The organism is Janthinobacterium agaricidamnosum (assembly GCF_003667705.1).
GTDB lineage: Bacteria > Pseudomonadota > Gammaproteobacteria > Burkholderiales > Burkholderiaceae_D > Janthinobacterium.
Genome location: NZ_CP033019.1, coordinates 6,090,246 through 6,107,367, shown reverse-complemented (window position 1 = coordinate 6,107,367; position 17,122 = coordinate 6,090,246). Strand labels below are relative to the sequence as shown.

The 17,122-nt window shown below is 61.5% G+C and carries 17 protein-coding genes; 10 read left to right on the top strand and 7 right to left on the bottom strand.

The genetic code is table 11. From position 1 onward, the window contains the following. Positions 1–77: 77 nt before the first annotated feature. A complete protein-coding gene (locus tag D9M09_RS27565; protein WP_034783718.1) occupies positions 78–560 on the bottom strand; it encodes an Lrp/AsnC family transcriptional regulator in 483 nt (160 codons plus the stop codon). A 152-nt stretch (positions 561–712) separates the two neighbouring features. Between D9M09_RS27565 and D9M09_RS27560 the strand changes: the two genes are divergently transcribed. Next, positions 713–1,333: a LysE family translocator gene (locus D9M09_RS27560; RefSeq protein ID WP_240453497.1), complete on the top strand. Its 621-nt coding sequence runs from the start codon at positions 713–715 to the stop codon at positions 1,331–1,333. Here D9M09_RS27560 and D9M09_RS27555 read toward each other — a convergent pair. The 5 genes from D9M09_RS27555 to D9M09_RS27535 all read right to left on the bottom strand — a co-directional run bounded on the left by D9M09_RS27555 (position 1,270) and on the right by D9M09_RS27535 (position 6,634). After that, on the bottom strand, positions 1,270–2,706 hold the full coding sequence (locus D9M09_RS27555) for a hypothetical protein (protein ID WP_162995803.1): 1,437 nt from the start codon (positions 2,704–2,706) through the stop codon (positions 1,270–1,272). The two genes, D9M09_RS27560 and D9M09_RS27555, sit on opposite strands and share 64 nt — an antisense overlap. A gap of 118 nt (positions 2,707–2,824) precedes the next feature. After that, positions 2,825–3,565, bottom strand: a complete 741-nt coding sequence (phbB, locus tag D9M09_RS27550; protein WP_070219113.1) for an acetoacetyl-CoA reductase — start codon at positions 3,563–3,565, stop codon at positions 2,825–2,827. Between the two features lie 144 nt (positions 3,566–3,709). Further along, entirely contained in the window at positions 3,710–4,888 is a 1,179-nt protein-coding gene (locus D9M09_RS27545; protein WP_034783723.1) for an acetyl-CoA C-acetyltransferase, read from the bottom strand. Between the two features lie 222 nt (positions 4,889–5,110). Continuing rightward, the gene (locus D9M09_RS27540) at positions 5,111–5,596 is read right to left on the bottom strand and encodes a phasin family protein (RefSeq protein WP_070219000.1); all 486 of its coding nucleotides are present in this window, start codon (positions 5,594–5,596) and stop codon (positions 5,111–5,113) included. A 129-nt stretch (positions 5,597–5,725) separates the two neighbouring features. Next, positions 5,726–6,634, bottom strand: a complete 909-nt coding sequence (locus D9M09_RS27535) for a LysR family transcriptional regulator (RefSeq protein ID WP_099408112.1) — start codon at positions 6,632–6,634, stop codon at positions 5,726–5,728. Positions 6,635–6,752: 118 nt separating this feature from the next. Here D9M09_RS27535 and metE point away from each other — a divergent pair, with 118 nt between their 5' ends. The 6 genes from metE (at position 6,753) to ptuB (ending at position 13,219) form a co-directional block, all read left to right on the top strand. Continuing rightward, the gene (gene metE / locus D9M09_RS27530) at positions 6,753–8,945 is read left to right on the top strand and encodes a 5-methyltetrahydropteroyltriglutamate--homocysteine S-methyltransferase (RefSeq protein ID WP_121670828.1); all 2,193 of its coding nucleotides are present in this window, start codon (positions 6,753–6,755) and stop codon (positions 8,943–8,945) included. Between the two features lie 227 nt (positions 8,946–9,172). Further along, entirely contained in the window at positions 9,173–9,922 is a 750-nt protein-coding gene (minC, locus tag D9M09_RS27525) for a septum site-determining protein MinC (protein WP_121671262.1), read from the top strand. 37 nt (positions 9,923–9,959) lie between these two features. Next, on the top strand, positions 9,960–10,775 hold the full coding sequence (gene minD / locus D9M09_RS27520; RefSeq protein ID WP_034752889.1) for a septum site-determining protein MinD: 816 nt from the start codon (positions 9,960–9,962) through the stop codon (positions 10,773–10,775). Between the two features lies 1 nt (position 10,776). Beyond that, complete coding sequence (gene minE / locus D9M09_RS27515) at positions 10,777–11,028, top strand: cell division topological specificity factor MinE (RefSeq protein ID WP_034752886.1); 252 nt, start codon at positions 10,777–10,779, stop codon at positions 11,026–11,028. Between the two features lie 117 nt (positions 11,029–11,145). After that, the gene (locus tag D9M09_RS27510) at positions 11,146–12,594 is read left to right on the top strand and encodes an AAA family ATPase (RefSeq protein ID WP_121670827.1); all 1,449 of its coding nucleotides are present in this window, start codon (positions 11,146–11,148) and stop codon (positions 12,592–12,594) included. Then, positions 12,584–13,219, top strand: a complete 636-nt coding sequence (ptuB, locus tag D9M09_RS27505) for a retron Ec78 anti-phage system effector HNH endonuclease PtuB (protein ID WP_240453496.1) — start codon at positions 12,584–12,586, stop codon at positions 13,217–13,219. Before D9M09_RS27510 ends, ptuB begins: the two co-directional genes overlap by 11 nt. 11 nt (positions 13,220–13,230) lie before the next feature. On the opposite strand, the gene D9M09_RS27500 is transcribed toward ptuB, so the two are convergent. Continuing rightward, a complete protein-coding gene (locus D9M09_RS27500) occupies positions 13,231–13,734 on the bottom strand; it encodes a hypothetical protein (RefSeq protein WP_070313088.1) in 504 nt (167 codons plus the stop codon). Positions 13,735–13,902: 168 nt separating this feature from the next. Between D9M09_RS27500 and D9M09_RS27495 the strand changes: the two genes are divergently transcribed. From D9M09_RS27495 to prfA, 3 genes are all read left to right on the top strand, one after another. Then, on the top strand, positions 13,903–14,592 hold the full coding sequence (locus D9M09_RS27495) for a response regulator transcription factor (RefSeq protein WP_046681910.1): 690 nt from the start codon (positions 13,903–13,905) through the stop codon (positions 14,590–14,592). A gap of 80 nt (positions 14,593–14,672) precedes the next feature. Next, positions 14,673–15,947, top strand: coding sequence for a glutamyl-tRNA reductase (gene hemA, locus D9M09_RS27490; RefSeq protein ID WP_099408115.1), 1,275 nt, complete (start codon positions 14,673–14,675; stop codon positions 15,945–15,947). Between the two features lie 87 nt (positions 15,948–16,034). After that, a complete protein-coding gene (prfA, locus tag D9M09_RS27485) occupies positions 16,035–17,111 on the top strand; it encodes a peptide chain release factor 1 (RefSeq protein ID WP_070289405.1) in 1,077 nt (358 codons plus the stop codon). Positions 17,112–17,122 lie beyond the last annotated feature (11 nt).

The following is a 17,122-nucleotide window of genomic DNA, read 5'->3' as shown; positions in this document are numbered from 1 at the left end:
GCGGTCCTTGGAATGGCGGTCAGGGCGCCAGGCATGAGGCCTGGCAACTGTTCCAATTATAGTGCGCCGCCGCCGGCTCAGGCCAGCAGCAAGGGCAGGCGGTTCGACGACTTGATTTCGCGCATCGACAGGCTGGACTGGATTTCCGCCACGCCAGGCAGCCGGCGCAGCACGGTCGAGACGAATTCGCCATACGCTTCCAGGTCGCGCGCCACCACTTGCAGGAAATAATCGGCTTCGCCCGCCACATTGTGGCACGACAGAATTTCGGGAATCGTCGCGATGGCTTGCTCGAACTGCGACGGCTGCTCGCCGCCATGGTTGGCAAACACGACGCGTACGAACGCCACCAGGCCGATGCCCAGCTTCTTGCGGTTGAGCAAAGCCTGGTAGCCGGTAATAAACCCTTCCTCTTCCAGGCGGCGCAGACGGCGCCAGACGGGGGTTTCGCTCAGCTTCAAGCGCTCGGCCAGGCGCGCATTCGACAGCCGTCCTTCATCCTGCAACAGCCTGAGTATCTGCAAATCGGTGGCGTCGAGGCTAACTTCTGGAATTTTCATCTAATTTTTGTTTTGATACGAGTGGAATCTACCCGAATACTAGGGCATGCAGGGCAGGAAAAGCAAGCACATTTCATCGCGACAAGAACATAATGGGGCCCGGCGAGCAGGCTGCAGCGTGCGCATGCTCCCGCTTTCTTTTCGACTGAGCCATGTCCGATTCTACCTTCCTGATGTACCTGCTGGCACTGGCCGGCGCCTTTTTATTGCCGGGACCCGACATGGCGCTGGTGCTGGCGACGGGCGCCGCGCGCGGCGTGGCCACGGCGCTGGTGACGGCCGTGGGCATCGCCGGCGCGCGCGCCGTGCACGTGGCGCTGTCGGGCGCGGGCCTGGCGGCGCTGATGGTGACGCATCCGCAAGCCTTGCAGTGGGTCAAATGGGCGGGCGCCGCGTACCTGCTGTACCTGGCGCTACGCCTGCTGCAATCGGCCCTGTCCACCAAAACGGCCCAGGAAACGGCCGCCCCCGCCACGGCGCACAACGCCCGCGCCAGCCTGGTGCGCGGCTTCCTGACGAATCTGCTCAATCCGAAGGCACTGCTGTTTTGCAGCATGTTCCTGCCGCAGTTCGTCGTGGGCAGCGACAGCGTGGGCCTGCAATACCTGCGCCTGGGCGCCATCCTGGTGCTGGTGGGCCTGCTGTTCGACGCCATCTACGCCGTGCTGGCCGCGCGCCTGGCGCGCCGCCTGCGCGGCAAACCTTCGCCTTACGGCAAGTTTGTACTGCCCACCGTCTTCGTCTTGCTGGCGGGACGGCTGGTGCTGGGCTGAACTGTCGGCGGCAGCGGCGCCCCGCCGGCAAAGAAGGCGGGGTAATCGTTCAGCAGGCTGCGCTCGAGGTCGTTAACCTTGCGAAATTGCCGCAGCGCCGGCGCCATGGCCCGCCCCGCATCCCAGCTGCGCCAGGCGTTCGGCGCATCGAACTGCGCCAGCAAGGCGTCGCCCAGGTCCTGGTACACGGCCGCCATCTGCGGTTTTGCCTGCAGCACTTGCAGATACAAGGCCGTCGCTTGCGGCCATTGCCCCAGCTTGGCGCGCAAATTCCCCTCGAACAAGGCCAGCACGGGCTGCGCCATCCCCGTTTGCGTCCTTAAATCTTGCACGGTGGCCAGCGCGGCTGCGATGCCTTCATGGTCCTTGGCCAGCAATCCCCGCGTCAAATCGTGGATGGGCTGGCATTCCTGCATGGCCTGCTGCTGCCGGGGCGTGAGCTTTTCCACCAGCGCGCCCGTGGAAAAATGGTCTTCCAGCATGGTCAAAAAAGCCTCGAAGGGCTGGTCGGCGGCAAACAGTTTTTCCGCTTCGGCGCGCAGCGCGGGATGGACTTGGGGTCCCGGCGGCGGCAACAGCGCCGCCTGCGCCAGCACGCGCTCGAGCGGGGGCGCATCGGCCGCCAGCGGACGGGGCCGGTAGGCGGACAAGGTATAGGTGGCCGGTGCGCCCGCCGTCATGGCGCTGATGCGGAACTGCCGCGTCACCGCGCCGCCCACCTCCTGGTAGTGCAAAGTGAAGTCGGCGGGAATGCGCTTGCCGTCGGCCAGCATCTTCAGCACCAGCGGGTGGCCGCCCCAGGTGTAGCGCAAGTACTGGGCAAAGGCCGTCGCGTCGTCGCCGCTGACGGGACTGCCCGCGATGCCCAGGCGCAACAGGGGCTGCCCGTCAAGCGACCACAGCACGGCGCCGTCGAGCACTTGCGGCTGCAGAGCGCCGCGCCGCTTGTTGTCCAGCACCGACAAAGCCTGCTCCTCATACACGCGAGGCGTTGCGTGCTGCTCCAGGCCGCCCGCCTTCAGCATGCCGCCAAGCCCCTGCCGGTGGCGCAGCTCGGCGGCGCGAAAGCCCACCACGTCGAACAGCGAATACGTGTCGTAGGTGGACGCCGCCGTATCGATGACGTGGCGGCGGCGCGTGGCAAAGTCGAAGACGGACAGAATGCGGCCATCGCGTACGCTCAGGTAATGCGGTCCCAGCACGACATCGCTGTCCTGCGTCTCGCGCGCGGGCAGGCTGGTTTTCAACCCCGGCTTGTGCGCGCGCTCGGTAGTCACCGTGACGTGGAAGGCGACGCTGGCCTGGACCGCGGAAGTGCCCAGAAGAAGGATGGCGGCCACGCTGGCGCGGCGCAAGGCGGGAACAAGGGTCATGGAGATGATGCAGTGGAGAAATACTGATTCTAAGGCAAATCCAGCGATCTCCTTGTTTTGCTGGCCAGCATAAAAAAAGACAGCCGCAGCTGTCTTTTCTGTTTTACTTCAACAACGATTACGACATGTGCTGGCCGCCGTTGATCGAAATATTCGCGCCCGTGACGAACGCCGCTTCATCGGAAGCCAGGTAGGCGACCAGGCCGGCCACTTCTTCCGGCTTGCCCAGGCGCGCCATCGGAATTTGCGGGATGATTTTGCTGTCGAGCACTTCCTGCGGAATCGCCATGACCATCTTGGTGCCGATGTAGCCTGGCGAAATGGTGTTGACGGTGACGTTCTTGCGCGCCACTTCCAGCGCCAGCGACTTGGTGAAACCATGCATGCCAGCTTTCGCGGCCGCATAGTTGGTCTGGCCGAAAGCGCCCTTCTGGCCGTTCACGGACGAGATATTGATGATGCGGCCCCAGCCGCGTTCCACCATGCCGTCGCAGACGGGCTTGGTCATGTTGAAGACGGAATCGAGGTTGGTGCTCATCACGGCATCCCAGTTCGTCTTGTCCATCTTCTTGAACGTCATGTCGCGCGTGATGCCGGCGTTATTCACCAGCACGTCGACAGGACCGATTTCCGCTTCCACTGCCGCCACGCAGGCAGCGGCCGAATCGTAGTCGGCCACGTCGCACGGATATGCCTTGAAGTCGTAGCCCATGTCCTTGGTCGTCGCCAGCCATTCCTCGACCTTCGGATTGCCTGGGGAATATGTGGTCACCACGCGATAGCCAAGCGCCGCCAGCTTGAAACACACCGCTTCGCCCAGACCACCCATGCCACCAGTTACCAATGCAACTCTTGCCATTTTCATCCCCTCAGTGTCGTTCTATTGCCAAAAAGTTAATTATTTAGTGAAAGCAACCCAGTTCCGCCGAGAATTACAGCGGCGTACCGCCGCGAACCCCGCCGTCACGCACTGCGCGCGACGGCGGGGTTCGGTGCCAGCTACTTAATCACGCTCGATCGCTAAAGCGACACCCATGCCGCCACCGATGCACAGCGCTGCCAGGCCTTTCTTGGCGTCGCGGCGGATCATTTCGTGGATCAGGGTGACCAGGATGCGCGCGCCCGAGGCGCCGATCGGGTGGCCGATGGCGATCGCGCCGCCGTTCACGTTGATCTTGCTGGTATCCCAGCCCATTTCCTTGTTCACGGCAATCGCTTGCGCGGCAAACGCTTCGTTGATTTCCATCAGGTCCAGCTCTTCATGCGTCCAGCCGGCTTTTTTCAGGCACAGACGCGAGGCAGAGACGGGGCCCATGCCCATGACGGCCGGGTCCAGGCCCGAAGAAGCGTAAGCCTTGATGCGCGCCAGCGGCTTCAAGCCCAGTTCCTTCGCTTGCGAAGCGGACATCATGATCACGGCGGCGGCGCCATCGTTCAGGCCCGAGGCATTGCCGGCGGTGACGGTGCCGTCCTTGGCAAACGCAGGGCGCAGGCCGGCCAGCGATTCCAGGGTCGAGCCGGGCTTGATGTATTCGTCGCTGTCGAAGACGACCGTGCCTTTTTTGTTGGCGATTTCCAGCGGCAGGATTTCATCCTTGAACTTGCCCGCCTTTTGCGCCGCTTCCGCCTTCAGCTGCGACTGCAGCGCGAATTCATCCTGCTCGGCGCGCGTCACTTCGTATTTCTTGGCGACGTTTTCCGCCGTGATGCCCATGTGGTACTGGTTGTACACGTCCCACAGGCCATCGACGATCATGGTGTCGATCATCTTGAAGTCGCCCATGCGGAAACCGTCGCGCGAACCGTTCATCGCGTGCGGCGAGGCGCTCATGTTTTCCTGGCCGCCGGCGATGATGATGTTGGCGTCGCCGCACTTGATCGCTTGCGCCGCCAGGTGCGTGGCCTTCAGGCCGCTGCCGCAGACCTTGTTGATGGTGAATGCCGGGATGGAACTGGGCAGGCCAGCCTTGATGACGGCCTGGCGCGCGGCGTTCTGGCCGACGGCGGCCGTCAGCACCTGGCCCAGGATGGCTTCGCCGATCAGGTTCGGGTCGATGCCGGTTTGTGCCAGCAAGCCCTTGATTACATGCGCGCCCAGTTCGGACGCAGGAATCTTGGCCAGACTGCCACCGAATTTGCCGACTGCGGTACGGCCGGCGGCCACGATTACGACATCATCCATTTATTTCTCCGATATGCTGGCCACGAGGGCCAAGGTCAAGGTGCTAATAGAATCCAATTGGAATCCAGTGAATCCGGGAAGACACAGCAAGCTGCGTTTCATTCTAGCGCGGCATGCGCCGCAGTTCCAGCGCCGCACCGCTGGCGGCGGCGATGACAGCCTGCTTGCGGTGGCGGCGGGCAACCTGGCGCGGCGGATAGCCGCTGCCGGGCCGCAAAACGCTTAGGCCTGGCGAGCAGGACGCGTGTTTTTATTTTTATCATACCCTTCATCGGCACCGCCGAAAGTGGTTTTTAGAAAATTATTGAAGGGAATAATCAGGGGCACGGGTGTTTGCTTTACCACCTGCAACAGCTCGCCAAATTTTTGACGCGATGCAGCAAACTCACCCTTTGTCACAGTCTCAAATTTCTCCTGGGTTTCTTGAGCAACATCCTTTGCCTGGCGGCCATATGCACCGATGCGTTCGATGGCCAGTTGGGACTGGGTGCGCGACAGTTGCAGCAGCGCTTGCGTATCCTTCACGGACAGCAGCTGATTGCCCGCCACCGTAGCGGCAGCCAGCGCCGCGCGGGCCGCATCGAGCTGCAACTCCAGCACGTTGGCGCCGCTGTCGACGGCGGCCTGGGCATACGCTTGCGCGCTGATCAATTGCGCTTCCACCACGGCCTTGCCAGCCAGTGCCCATTGTTCGGAAAATGAAAACATGTCGTTCCTCCCCAAAGAGTAGGCGACGCCATGTTGCGCCGCACAGTACTCAACTGTAAGCGGTGGTTCATTGCTGAACCTTGATATTTATCAAGCTTTGCTGTTGGTTTGTTTCCAACTCAACGTTGATCAGGACAACAACTTGATACCGTCGAGCGTAGCCGCGCACTGTTCGCGTATCACGCTGACGAAATCGCGCACATAGGCCTTGTCCTGCAACGGCTCCGGCACGGACACATACAAATCGCTCCACAAGCCGTGCTCGCCCACCGGGCGCGCCACCACATAATCGTAATCGACGTAATTCTTGATGGCCCAGTTCGGCAAGGCGGCGATGCCGCGCCGGCTCGCCACCAGTTGCAGCACGGCCACCGTCAATTCAGCCGTGCGGCGTTCAAACTGGATGCCGGCCGGCCGCAGCACTTCACGGATCAGGTCGATGCGCTCTTCCGGCACGGGATAGGTAATCAAAGTCTCCCCCGTAAAGTCGCTCGCCGCAAGGCGGCGCTGGGCCTGCAACCGGTGCTTCTGCGCCATCACCACCAGCATTTCAAAGCGGAACAGGGGAAACACGGTGAAATCGGGGCCGTACGGCGAGCCGATCACAAGGTCCGCCTCGCCCGAACGCAGCAAGTCGGCCGGCTCGCTATGAAAACCCGACACCAGGTCGATTTCCACTTCCGGCCAGCGCTGGCGGAACGCATCCATCACGGGCATGAGCCAGTCGAAACAGGTATGGCATTCGAGCGCCACCCGCAACTGCCCCTTGTCGCCCTGCGACAAACGCGCCACGTCGCGCTCGGCCAGTTCGATCTCGGGCAGCAGCTTGTCGGCCAGCTCCAGCAGCCGGCTGCCCGTGGCCGTAAACGCGATCGGCATCGACTTGCGCTCGAACAGGGGCGCCTTGTAGCGCTCTTCCAGCAAACGGATCTGGTGCGACAGGGCCGACTGGGTCAGGTTGAGCAGTTGCGCGGCGCGCACCAGGCTGCCGGAGGAACGCAGGGCACTCAGGGTGCGCAGGTGGCGAATTTCTAGCATCGGGGAAATGACGTCTGCAGGTGAATTATTTTCATGTTATTCGGCAAAATGTTTCGTTTTGATTATAGACCAAGTTGCCGCACACTCTAGCGCATTCACATTAAATCTCGATGACATCATGCCCATTCGTACGCACATCCTTGGCTTTCCCCGTATCGGCGCCACGCGCGAACTGACACTGGCGCTGGAAAGCCACTGGCGCGGCGAGCTGTCCGAGGCGGCGCTGGAAGCGACGGGCCGGCAATTGCGCGCGCGCCACTGGGCCTTGCAACGCGACGCGGGCCTGGCCTACGTCACCGTGGGCGACTTCGCCTTCTACGACCACGTGGCCAGCCATATCCAGCTGCTGGGCTGCGAGCCGGCGCGTTTTGATTTCGGCGCGGAACAATCGCCGCTGTCGCGCTATTTCACGATGGCGCGCGGCGGCACCAGCCAGGCGGAGCATGCCGGCTGCCGCCACGGCCATGCGCTGGAAGTGAGCAAGTGGTTTGACACCAATTACCATTACCTGGTGCCCGAATTGTCGCCGCACACCCAATTTTCGCTGGCGTGCGAGCGCCTGCTGGCGGAAGTGGCCGAGGCGCAGGCGCTCGGTCACCAGGTCAAGGCGGCCCTGATCGGCCCCCTCACCTTCCTGTGGCTGGGCAAGGAAAAGACACCGGGCTTCGAGCGCCTGGCGCTGCTGGAACAATTGCTGCCCGTCTACGGCGGCCTGCTCGACCGATTGAAACAGCAGGGCGTGGCGTGGGTGCAGCTCGAGGAACCGATCCTGGGCCTGGACTTGCCCCATGCCTGGCGCAGCGCCTTCGAGAGTGCCTACTGGCAGCTGAACCAGGTGGGGGTGAACATCCTGCTGGCCACGTATTTCTCGCCGCTGGAAGAAAACCTCAGCCTGACATGCCGCCTGTCCGTGGCCGGCCTGCACGTGGACGGCATCCGCGCGCCGCATGAATTGATCAGCGTGACGGACTGGCTGCCCGCGCATAAAGTCTTGTCGATCGGTATAGTCGATGGCCGCAATATCTGGCGTACCGACCTCGACGCTGCCCTGGCCGTGCTGCAGCCGCTGGCCGCCAAGCGCAACGGGCACCTGTGGCTGGCGCCGTCGTGCTCACTGCTGCACGTACCGTTCAGCCTGGAAGCAGAGACGGCGCTCGATGGCGACATCAAGAGCTGGCTGGCGTTTGCCACGGAAAAACTCACGGAACTTGCGTTGCTGAAGGACGCGCTGGCGGGCACCCCCGACGACGACGCGCTGGCCGCATTGGCCGTTTCCCGCCTGGCCATTGTCGGCCGCCGTGGCAGCGCCCGCGTGCACCGTGCGCCGGTCGCGCAGCGCCTGCAGACGCTGTCGCCCACCATCGACCGCCGCGATTCCGGCTTCCCGTTGCGCCAGGCCGCGCAGCATGCACGCTTGCGCCTGCCCGACTTCCCGACGACGACCATTGGCGCCTTCCCGCAGACGCCGGCCATCCGCGCCGAAATCGCCCACGCCGTGGGCCGCCAGGAAGCGCTGGGCCTGGACGTGCTCGTGCATGGCGAAGCGGAACGCAATGACATGGTCGACTACTTCGGCGAGCAGCTGGACGGCTTCGTGTTGACCCGTCACGGCTGGGTGCAATCGTGCGGCTCGCGCTGCGTCAAGCCGCCCATCATCTACGGCGACGTGCAGCGTCCGGCCCCCATGACGGTCGCATGGACGGTCCATGCGCAAAGCCTGACGAGCAAACCGATGAAGGGCATGCTGACGGGCCCGGTGACGCTCTTGCAATGGTCGTTCGTGCGCGACGACCAGCCGCGCGCCGCCACGGCGCTGCAGCTGGCCCTGGCCATCCGCGACGAAGTGCAGGACCTGGAAACGGCCGGCATCGGCATCATCCAGATCGACGAGCCGGCCATCCGCGAAGGCTTGCCGCTGCGCCGCGGCCAGTGGGACGCCTATCTGGACTGGGCCACGCGCGCCTTCCGCATCGCCGCGTCCGTCGTCAGCGACACGACGCAGATCCATACCCACATGTGCTATGCCGAGTTCAACGACATCCTGCCGCAGATCGCCGCCATGGATGCCGACGTCATCACGATAGAGACGAGCCGCTCGGACGTGGAACCGCTGACGGGCTCAGTCCAGTTCCAGTACTCGAACGAAATCGGCCCCGGCGTGTACGGCATCCACTCGCCGCGCATCCCCACCGCCGTCGACATGGTGACGTTACGGCAAAAAGCCAGCGGCTTGAAGACACGTGGCTGGGTGGAAACGGAAACAGCGTTGCGTCATATGGTCGAGGCGGCACGGCAGATGCGCGCGGCGTAATCGGACATGGCGCCTGAGGGCGCATGGGCGGCGGCTTTCGGGGCGGCGCACCGGTTTTCCGGGGCGCCGCCCGTTTTTTTTGACATGAAGTAGGTATTGCCCTGCGGAATAGCATGCGCCAGGCCCCTGACGCTGATTTTTTTGCAGTAGAATGCAAGAAATTTACTGCTCCCATTGTTGCCGTACGGAACATCTGGCCTGCCGCAGTTTCACTTTGATAAATGTTTATGTCCAAAAGCCCGTCGCAGAAGCCTATCGAAATCAAGATTTCCACCGTCGTTGCTGTCTCCGCCATTCTGCATAGCGCCGATACGCAGGCACTCGATGCCGCCTTGCGCGACATGACGGGAGGCGTGGCGGACTTTTTCGAGGACGACCTGGCCGTGCTGGACGTGGCGGCCTTGCCGCCCGACAGCGTGCCCATCGACTGGGCCGCCCTCGTGGCCCTGCTGAAAAAATACCGTTTGAATGCCGTGGCCGTGCGCAATGCGCCGGCCGACATGCATGACGCCATCCTGGCGCAAGGCTTGAGCCTCGACAGCGGCAAGACGCGCGACGATGCGCCGCCCAAGGATGGTCCCAAGGATACGCCCACGGCGGCGGCCCAGTCGGGCGCCGACGCTCAGGTGATGGTGATCGACACGCCCGTGCGGGCCGGCCAGCGCATCTATGCGCGCGGCTGCGACCTGATCATCACCGCCGTCGTCAACAATGGCGCCGAAATCATCGCCGACGGCAGCATCCATGTGTATTCCTCGCTGTACGGCCGCGCGCTGGCCGGCGCCTCGGGCAATCCCCAGGCGCGCATCTTCGCGCTGGCCATGGAACCGGAACTGGTCTCGATCGCGGGCGTATACCGCACGTTCGAGGATGGTTTCCCTGCAGAAATGGCGCGCGGACCCGCGCAAATTCGTTTGGCTGGAGACAGAATCGATATACACTCTGTCAATCCGGTCACTCCCGTGAACCGCTCTTAAGCTGCACAATTCAAGAGATATCTGAAAAGGATTATTTGTGGCAAGAATTATTGTTGTGACGTCCGGCAAGGGCGGTGTCGGCAAGACGACCTCTAGCGCCAGTTTTTCCACTGGCCTGGCCATGCGCGGCCACAAGACAGCCGTGCTCGATTTCGACGTGGGCCTGCGTAACCTCGACCTGATCATGGGTTGCGAGCGCCGCGTCGTGTATGACTTGATCAATGTGATCAATAAAGAAGCAACCCTGAACCAGGCCCTGATCAAGGACAAGCACTGCGACAACCTGTTCATCCTGCCCGCCTCGCAGACGCGCGACAAGGATGCCTTGTCGGAAGAAGGCGTGGAACGCGTGTTGAACGACCTGATCAACATGGGTTTCGAGTTCATCATCTGCGATTCGCCGGCCGGCATCGAGCATGGCGCGCTGATGGCGCTGACGTTCGCCGACGAAGCCATCATCGTCACCAACCCGGAAGTGTCGTCGGTGCGCGATTCGGACCGCATCCTCGGCATCCTGCAAGCCAAGTCGCGCCGTGCGCAGACGGGCGGCGAGCCGGTCAAGGAACATTTGCTGATCACCCGCTACTCGCCGAAACGCGTGGAATCGGATGAAATGCTGTCCTACCAGGACGTGCAGGAAATCCTGCGCATCCCGCTGGTGGGCATCATTCCCGAGTCGGAGCAAGTGCTGGCCGCCTCGAACCAGGGCAATCCGGCCATCCATTTCACGGGCACGGACGTGGCGCAAGCCTATGAAGACGTGGTCTCGCGTTTCCTCGGCGAAGAGGTCGAGTTGCGCTTTACCAACTATGAAAAGCCTGGATTACTCCAGCGCATTTTTGGGGCGAAGTGATATGGCCTTGCTTTCTTTCCTCTTCCCCCCCAAGCCGAAGACGGCCACCGCGGCCAAGGAACGCCTGCAGATCATCATCGCCCGCGAACGCAGCGGACGCGATGGTCCGGACTTCCTGCCCGCCCTGCACAAGGAATTGATCGCCGTCATTTCCAAGTACACCAAGGTGAATGCCGACGACATCAAGATCTCGCTGGACCGCCAGGGCAACCTGGAAGTCCTCGACGTGAACGTGGTGCTGCCGGACGCGTAGAGCTGGCCAAGCAACAGAGGCGGGCAAAAACAGTACTATAATCAAAGGGTTGACATTCAGTCAGCCCTTTTCGCGTTGTCCGCGACGACATTCACTTATGCAGTACTGGAGCCAACATTGAAAATCGAACGGATCACTCTGCAGAATTTCCGTTGCTTTGAAAATGTGCAGCTCGCTTTCGATCCCCGGTTGACCGTCATCGTCGCACTCAACGGTCAGGGAAAATCGTCCATGCTCGATGCGATCAAGATTGCCTTGTGGCCGTATCTTGCCGGCTTTGACCTGGGCAGCATGTCGCTCGATACTACCGGCATACAGATCGACGATGTGTTTCGCGAAAAACTCGCAGCGCATCAAATGGAATGGCGTCTTCCTTGCGTGATTGAGTCATTTGGCACTGTTGAGCCGATGGTCCATGACCCAGATCGTACTGATCTGGAATGGCATGGGAAACGTTTCCGCGACAGCGTCAAAAGATCCAGCAAAACAAAAAACAATGCGTTCTCCGACGCAATAGCGCTTTACGGCCATGCGCAGGTGCTGGAAAGGCGCGTCTTTGCCAATGGTGAGGTTGAAGCAGACGAATTGCCGATGCTCGGATATTACGGCACAGGCCGATTGTGGAGCCAGAAGAAGCTGGCTGGCAAATCGGATAAAGTGGATCAGGCATCGTTTTCCCGCACCTGGGCCTATCGCGATTGCCTCGCACCTTCGTCAAGTTATAAGGACTTTGCCCAGTGGTACACGAGGGTATTCAAGGCGCTAAGGGATGCACAGATCCGCAATCTCGAAAAGAAACTCGGACCCGATGCGAAAGTCGCCAACGATTTGCTTGCCCCCGTACGCGCCGTGCAACAGGCCATCGACGTGATTCTGGAACCGCATACTGGCTGGCATTGGCTGGAATATAGCGCCGAACACGACGATCTAGTACTGGAACATCCTGATCAGGGCAAGCTCAAGGTCAGCCAACTCAGCGATGGCATACGCAACATGCTGGCGCTCGTCGGTGACATTGCCTACCGCTGCTACAAACTCAATACCCATTATGGCGACAAGGCGGCCCAGCTAACGCATGGCATCGTCATGATCGATGAAATCGACATGCATTTGCACCCGGAGTGGCAGCAGACCGTATTGCCTGATTTGCAAAATGCATTCCCGAATATCCAGTTCATCGTGACCACCCACAGCCCTCAAGTGCTCAGCAGCATTGACGCGCACTGCATACGCCGGCTGGATTGGGAGCTGGACGAAGAAAGCGGGCGCAAGCGCATGGCGGTCAATACGATCGACCAACAAACCATGGGCGTGGCCAGTTCGGACGTACTGGCCAATGTGATGGGTATCGATCCCGTCCCCGATGTCGAACCGGCGCGCCAACTCAGTCACTACATGGCGTTAATTCAACAGAATTTGCATGACGAGCCTGATGGCAAGGCGCTACGTGCAGAACTGAACGCGCATTTTGGTGCCGACCATCCAAAAATGCTGGAGTGCGACCGCTTGATACGCCTGCAAGCCTTCAAACGCAAACTACCGTTGCGCGAGGCTGATGATGCATAAGCTGCAACGCGGTGCTGCGCCGGCGTGCTTGTCCAACTATCGGCATGGTCGAGACAACTGGAAGGCCGTCACTGCCGAAGACAAGCGCGAGATATGGGAGAGGCTTAATGAGATGCAGCAACATCGCTGCGCCTATTGCGAAGGTTCTTTGCGCACCGACAAGAAGCATATCGAACACTTTCGTCAAAACCGAAGGGATTCGAAGGTAATCTTTCTCTGGACAAACCTTTTTGGTTCCTGCAATCGACCGGACAATTGCGGCAAATTCAAGGATGAACTGCCACCTTACGATCCTGCCGACCTGATCAAACCGGACGAGGAAGACCCTGAACACTTTTTCCTGTTCGTCAGCGACGGTAGCGTAGCCGTGCGCGAAGGATTAAATGCCGTGGATAAAAAACGCGCAATGGAAACCATACGCATTTTCAATCTTAATGGCGCCTTACGTGAAATGCGGCGCAGCGCCATCGCCGGTTACATCGAATTAGGAATGGAATTCATTGAGATAGTGGAATCTGGTGATTTGACACGCGAGCAATGCCTCGAATTATATAAAGACGAACTGGCAGCGACAGCATATCTGCCATTTTCCACCGCGATCAAGCACACGTTGATTTCAACATAATGGAATCAGCTTTACTCCGGCCTGACCGTGAGCAATTCCTGCGCCACCGCGGCGCAGGCGTTCACGTGCTGGTTGCCGATCTGGCGGAACACGGCGTAGCCGATGGCTGCCGCCACCGCTTGGCCGGCGAACGGCACGAAGCGCGCCACCTGCTTGGTGGCAATCTTGACGCCACTGCGCTTGAGCAGGTGGAGGATCAGTTCGCGCGACACCAGCTTTCCTACCAGCATGCCTCCCATGCCCACCGCCGCGCGGTAGGCCATCATCTTGAACTGCGGGTTCAGGCGCTCGATCTGCTCGGGCGTCAGGCCGAATTCGTGGTTGATATCGTTGATCAACATGGAAAACAGACCCACGTCGGACATCAGGTCGATGCCGGGAATGGGAATGGCCGAAGCGCCCGCCGACATCATGGCGCGCCGCTGCACCAGGCGCCGGCAACGCTCGCGCACTTGCTCGATTTCGGCACGACTGGCCGGTATCAGTGTCCAATCGGTAGTGCTCTTGTCTGGCATGGCCGCTTCTCCGCTAGTAGGGGTAGATGAACAAGTGTAACGTAAAGGATCTGCCCTCCGATTTCACTGGACACAGTTGCAATCTCTGTTATATTTCACTTGAGCATTCCTTAACATTACGATAAGCAGAGCAGGTCGTCTGTTTGTTGCTACACACTCCAGCCAATTATGCGAATTGCCGTACTCGATAGCGACCATAGCCAGGCAGAACTGATATGCCAGGTGCTCACCGCCGCCGGCCACGCCTGCCACGAGTTTCAGAGTGGCAAGGAAATGCTGGGGCAGCTGCGCAAGGACAGTTGCGACATGCTCATCCTCGACTGGCATGTGAGCGATCTGGACGGTGCGGAAGTCTTGCGCCGTGCCCGGGAAAAACTGGCGCCGAAGGCGCCCGTGTTGTTTATGACCAACAGTTCCGGCGAAGACGACGTGGTGGCGGGCATGACGGCAGGTGCCGACGACTACATGATCAAGCCCCTGCGGCGCAGCGAACTGACCTTGCGCACCCAGGCGCTGCTGCGCGTGGCGTACCCGGCCCAGAATGGCGCCGAGTACTTGCAATTCGGTCATTACACGTTTGAAACCCGTCCCGGCCGCCTGTTGCGCGATGGCGAAGTGCTGGACGTGACACACAAGGAATTCGCCCTGGCGCTGCTGTTTTTCCGCAACCTGGGCCGTCCCCTGTCGCGCGCCTACATTCACGAAGCCGTGTGGCAGCGCGACACGGCCCTGCCCTCGCGCACCATGGATACCCACGTCTCGCGCGTGCGCAACAAGCTGCAGCTGAAACCGGAACACGGCTACAGGCTCGTGCCCGTCTACAGCTACGGTTATCGCCTGGAAAAACTGGGCGGCTGAACGGCGGCAAACGGCTGACCTGCTCAAAGCGCGGGCACAAAGCGTTATAATGTCGCCATAAGTCATCCAACAGCCCTGAAATGCAACTGCTCGCCGTCGGCCTCAACCATACCACCGCCCCAGTGTCGCTCCGCGAACAGCTGGCGTTTGCGCCTGAGCACTTGGGCCAGGCGGTGATGGCGGCGCGCACCTGGTTCCAGCGCATCGACTTGCGCGACAACGACGAAGCGGCCATCCTGTCGACCTGCAACCGCACCGAACTGTATGCGGCCAGCCATGTGCCGAACCCGCTCGACGCCGGTGCGCATTTCCTGGCCGACTACCACCAGCTCAACTACAGCGAGCTGCGCCCCCACTTGTACATGCTGCCGCAGCACGATGCCGTGCGCCACACCTTCCGCGTCGCCTCCGGGCTCGATTCGATGGTGCTGGGCGAAACGCAGATCCTGGGGCAGATCAAGGACGCCATCCGCACGGCCGACGAGGCGGGCGGCCTGGGCACCTATCTGCACCAGTTGTTCCAGCGCAGCTTTTCGGTGGCCAAGGAAGTGCGCAGCAGCACGGAAATCGGCGCCCACAGCGTATCCATGGCGGCGGCCGCCGTGCGCCTGTCGCAGCGCATCTTCGACAAGATCGCCGAGCAGAACGTGCTGTTCATCGGCGCCGGCGAAATGATCGAACTGTGCGCCACGCACTTTGCGGCGCAAAACCCGAAAAGCATCACCATTGCCAACCGCACCATGGAACGGGGCGAGGAACTCGCGCACCGCTTCAACGGCAAGGCGATCCGCCTGGCCGACCTGCCGGAGCAGCTGCACCAGTTCGACATCGTCATCTCGTGCACGGCATCGTCCTTGCCGCTGCTGGGCCTGGGCCTGGTCGAGCGCGCCATCAAGGCGCGCCGCCACAAGCCCATGTTCATGGTCGACCTGGCCGTGCCGCGCGACATCGAGGCGGAAGTGGGCCGTTTGAACGACGTCTTCCTGTACACGGTCGACGACCTGGGCAAGGTCGTGCAGACGGGCCTGGAAAGCCGGCAGGCGGCCGTGGCGCAAGCCGAGGCCATCATCGAGACGCGCGTGCAATCCTTCATGAGCTGGGTCGACGACCGTGCCATGGTGCCCGTCATCCAGCATCTGCATGAAAACAGCGAAACCTTGCGCCTGATGGAAGTGGAACGGGCGCGCAAGATGCTGGCCAAGGGCGCCGACATCGACGCCGTACTCGAAGCGCTGTCGAAAGGCTTGACGGCCAAGTTCCTGCACGGCCCGCAGCAAGCGCTGCACCATGCGCAAGGCGACGAGCGCAAGCAGCTGGTCACCCTGCTGCCGAAACTGTTCCGCCCCCGCCGTTAGCGCAGCCCCGCTGGCCGCCCGCGCGCGGCTACCCCTGCCCGCCTGCCGGGCTTGCATCATCCCTACACTCTTTTACCGCGAATCGCTATGAAACCATCCATGCTGGCCAAACTCGATCAACTGGCGAACCGCCTGGTCGAACTCGACGAACTGCTGATGCATCCGGACGCCACGTCGAACATGGACAGCTACCGCAAGATGACGCGCGAGCACGCCGAGCTGGGCCCGCTGGTGGCCCTGTACCGCTCCTACCAGGAAGCGGGCAACGACATCGCCACGGCGCAAGAGATGCTGGCGGACCCGGACATGAAGGAATTCGCCCAGGAAGAGATCGAGGCGGCCAAGGCCACCATGGCGCGGCTCGAGCGCGAACTGCAGACCATGCTGCTGCCGAAGGACGTCAACGATGAGCGCAATATCTTCCTGGAAATTCGCGCCGGCACGGGCGGCGATGAATCGGCCCTGTTCGCCGGCGACCTGCTGCGCATGTACACGCGCTTTGCCGAGCGCAACCGCTGGCAGGTGGAACTGGTGTCGTCGTCCGACTCCGACCTGGGCGGCTACCGCGAAGTGATCGTGCGCGTGGTGGGCAATGGCGCGTATTCGAAGCTGAAGTTCGAGTCGGGCGGCCACCGCGTGCAGCGCGTGCCGGCCACGGAAACGCAGGGCCGCATCCACACGTCCGCCTGCACGGTGGCCGTAATGCCGGAAGCGGACGAGGTGGAAGACGTCAACATCAACCCGGCCGACCTGCGCATCGACACCTACCGCGCTTCGGGCGCGGGCGGACAGCACATCAACAAGACGGATTCGGCCGTGCGCATCACCCACTTGCCGACCGGCATCGTGGTCGAGTGCCAGGATGACCGCAGCCAGCACAAGAACAAGGCGCAGGCGATGAAAGTGCTGGCCGCGCGCATCAAGGACGTGCAATTGCGCGAGCAGCAGTCGAAGGAAGCGGCCACGCGCAAGAGCCTGATCGGCTCGGGAGACCGCAGCGAGCGCATCCGCACCTATAATTTCCCGCAGGGCCGCCTGACGGATCACCGCATCAATCTGACCTTGTACAAGCTCGACTTCATCATGGACGGGGATTTGACGGAGTTGACGAATGCCTTGGCGGCAGAGCATCAGGCAGAGTTGCTGGCGGCGCTGGGCGACTAAACGCTGGCTCC

What these genes read in the sequence shown, in the direction of transcription:
- D9M09_RS27560 (WP_240453497.1), top strand. Translation starts at nt 713, where the DNA reads ATGTCCGATTCTACCTTCCTGATGTACCTGCTGGCACTGGCCGGCGCC.
- hemA (WP_099408115.1), top strand. Translation starts at nt 14,673, where the DNA reads ATGCAACTGCTCGCCGTCGGCCTCAACCATACCACCGCCCCAGTGTCG.
- ptuB (WP_240453496.1), top strand. Translation starts at nt 12,584, where the DNA reads ATGATGCATAAGCTGCAACGCGGTGCTGCGCCGGCGTGCTTGTCCAAC.
- minE (WP_034752886.1), top strand. Translation starts at nt 10,777, where the DNA reads ATGGCCTTGCTTTCTTTCCTCTTCCCCCCCAAGCCGAAGACGGCCACC.
- D9M09_RS27545 (WP_034783723.1), bottom strand. Translation starts at nt 4,888, where the DNA reads ATGGATGATGTCGTAATCGTGGCCGCCGGCCGTACCGCAGTCGGCAAA.
- minC (WP_121671262.1), top strand. Translation starts at nt 9,173, where the DNA reads ATGTCCAAAAGCCCGTCGCAGAAGCCTATCGAAATCAAGATTTCCACC.
- D9M09_RS27540 (WP_070219000.1), bottom strand. Translation starts at nt 5,596, where the DNA reads ATGTTTTCATTTTCCGAACAATGGGCACTGGCTGGCAAGGCCGTGGTG.
- D9M09_RS27495 (WP_046681910.1), top strand. Translation starts at nt 13,903, where the DNA reads ATGCGAATTGCCGTACTCGATAGCGACCATAGCCAGGCAGAACTGATA.
- D9M09_RS27500 (WP_070313088.1), bottom strand. Translation starts at nt 13,734, where the DNA reads ATGCCAGACAAGAGCACTACCGATTGGACACTGATACCGGCCAGTCGT.
- prfA (WP_070289405.1), top strand. Translation starts at nt 16,035, where the DNA reads ATGAAACCATCCATGCTGGCCAAACTCGATCAACTGGCGAACCGCCTG.
- D9M09_RS27535 (WP_099408112.1), bottom strand. Translation starts at nt 6,634, where the DNA reads ATGCTAGAAATTCGCCACCTGCGCACCCTGAGTGCCCTGCGTTCCTCC.
- phbB (WP_070219113.1), bottom strand. Translation starts at nt 3,565, where the DNA reads ATGGCAAGAGTTGCATTGGTAACTGGTGGCATGGGTGGTCTGGGCGAA.
- metE (WP_121670828.1), top strand. Translation starts at nt 6,753, where the DNA reads ATGCCCATTCGTACGCACATCCTTGGCTTTCCCCGTATCGGCGCCACG.
- D9M09_RS27555 (WP_162995803.1), bottom strand. Translation starts at nt 2,706, where the DNA reads ATGACCCTTGTTCCCGCCTTGCGCCGCGCCAGCGTGGCCGCCATCCTT.
- D9M09_RS27565 (WP_034783718.1), bottom strand. Translation starts at nt 560, where the DNA reads ATGAAAATTCCAGAAGTTAGCCTCGACGCCACCGATTTGCAGATACTC.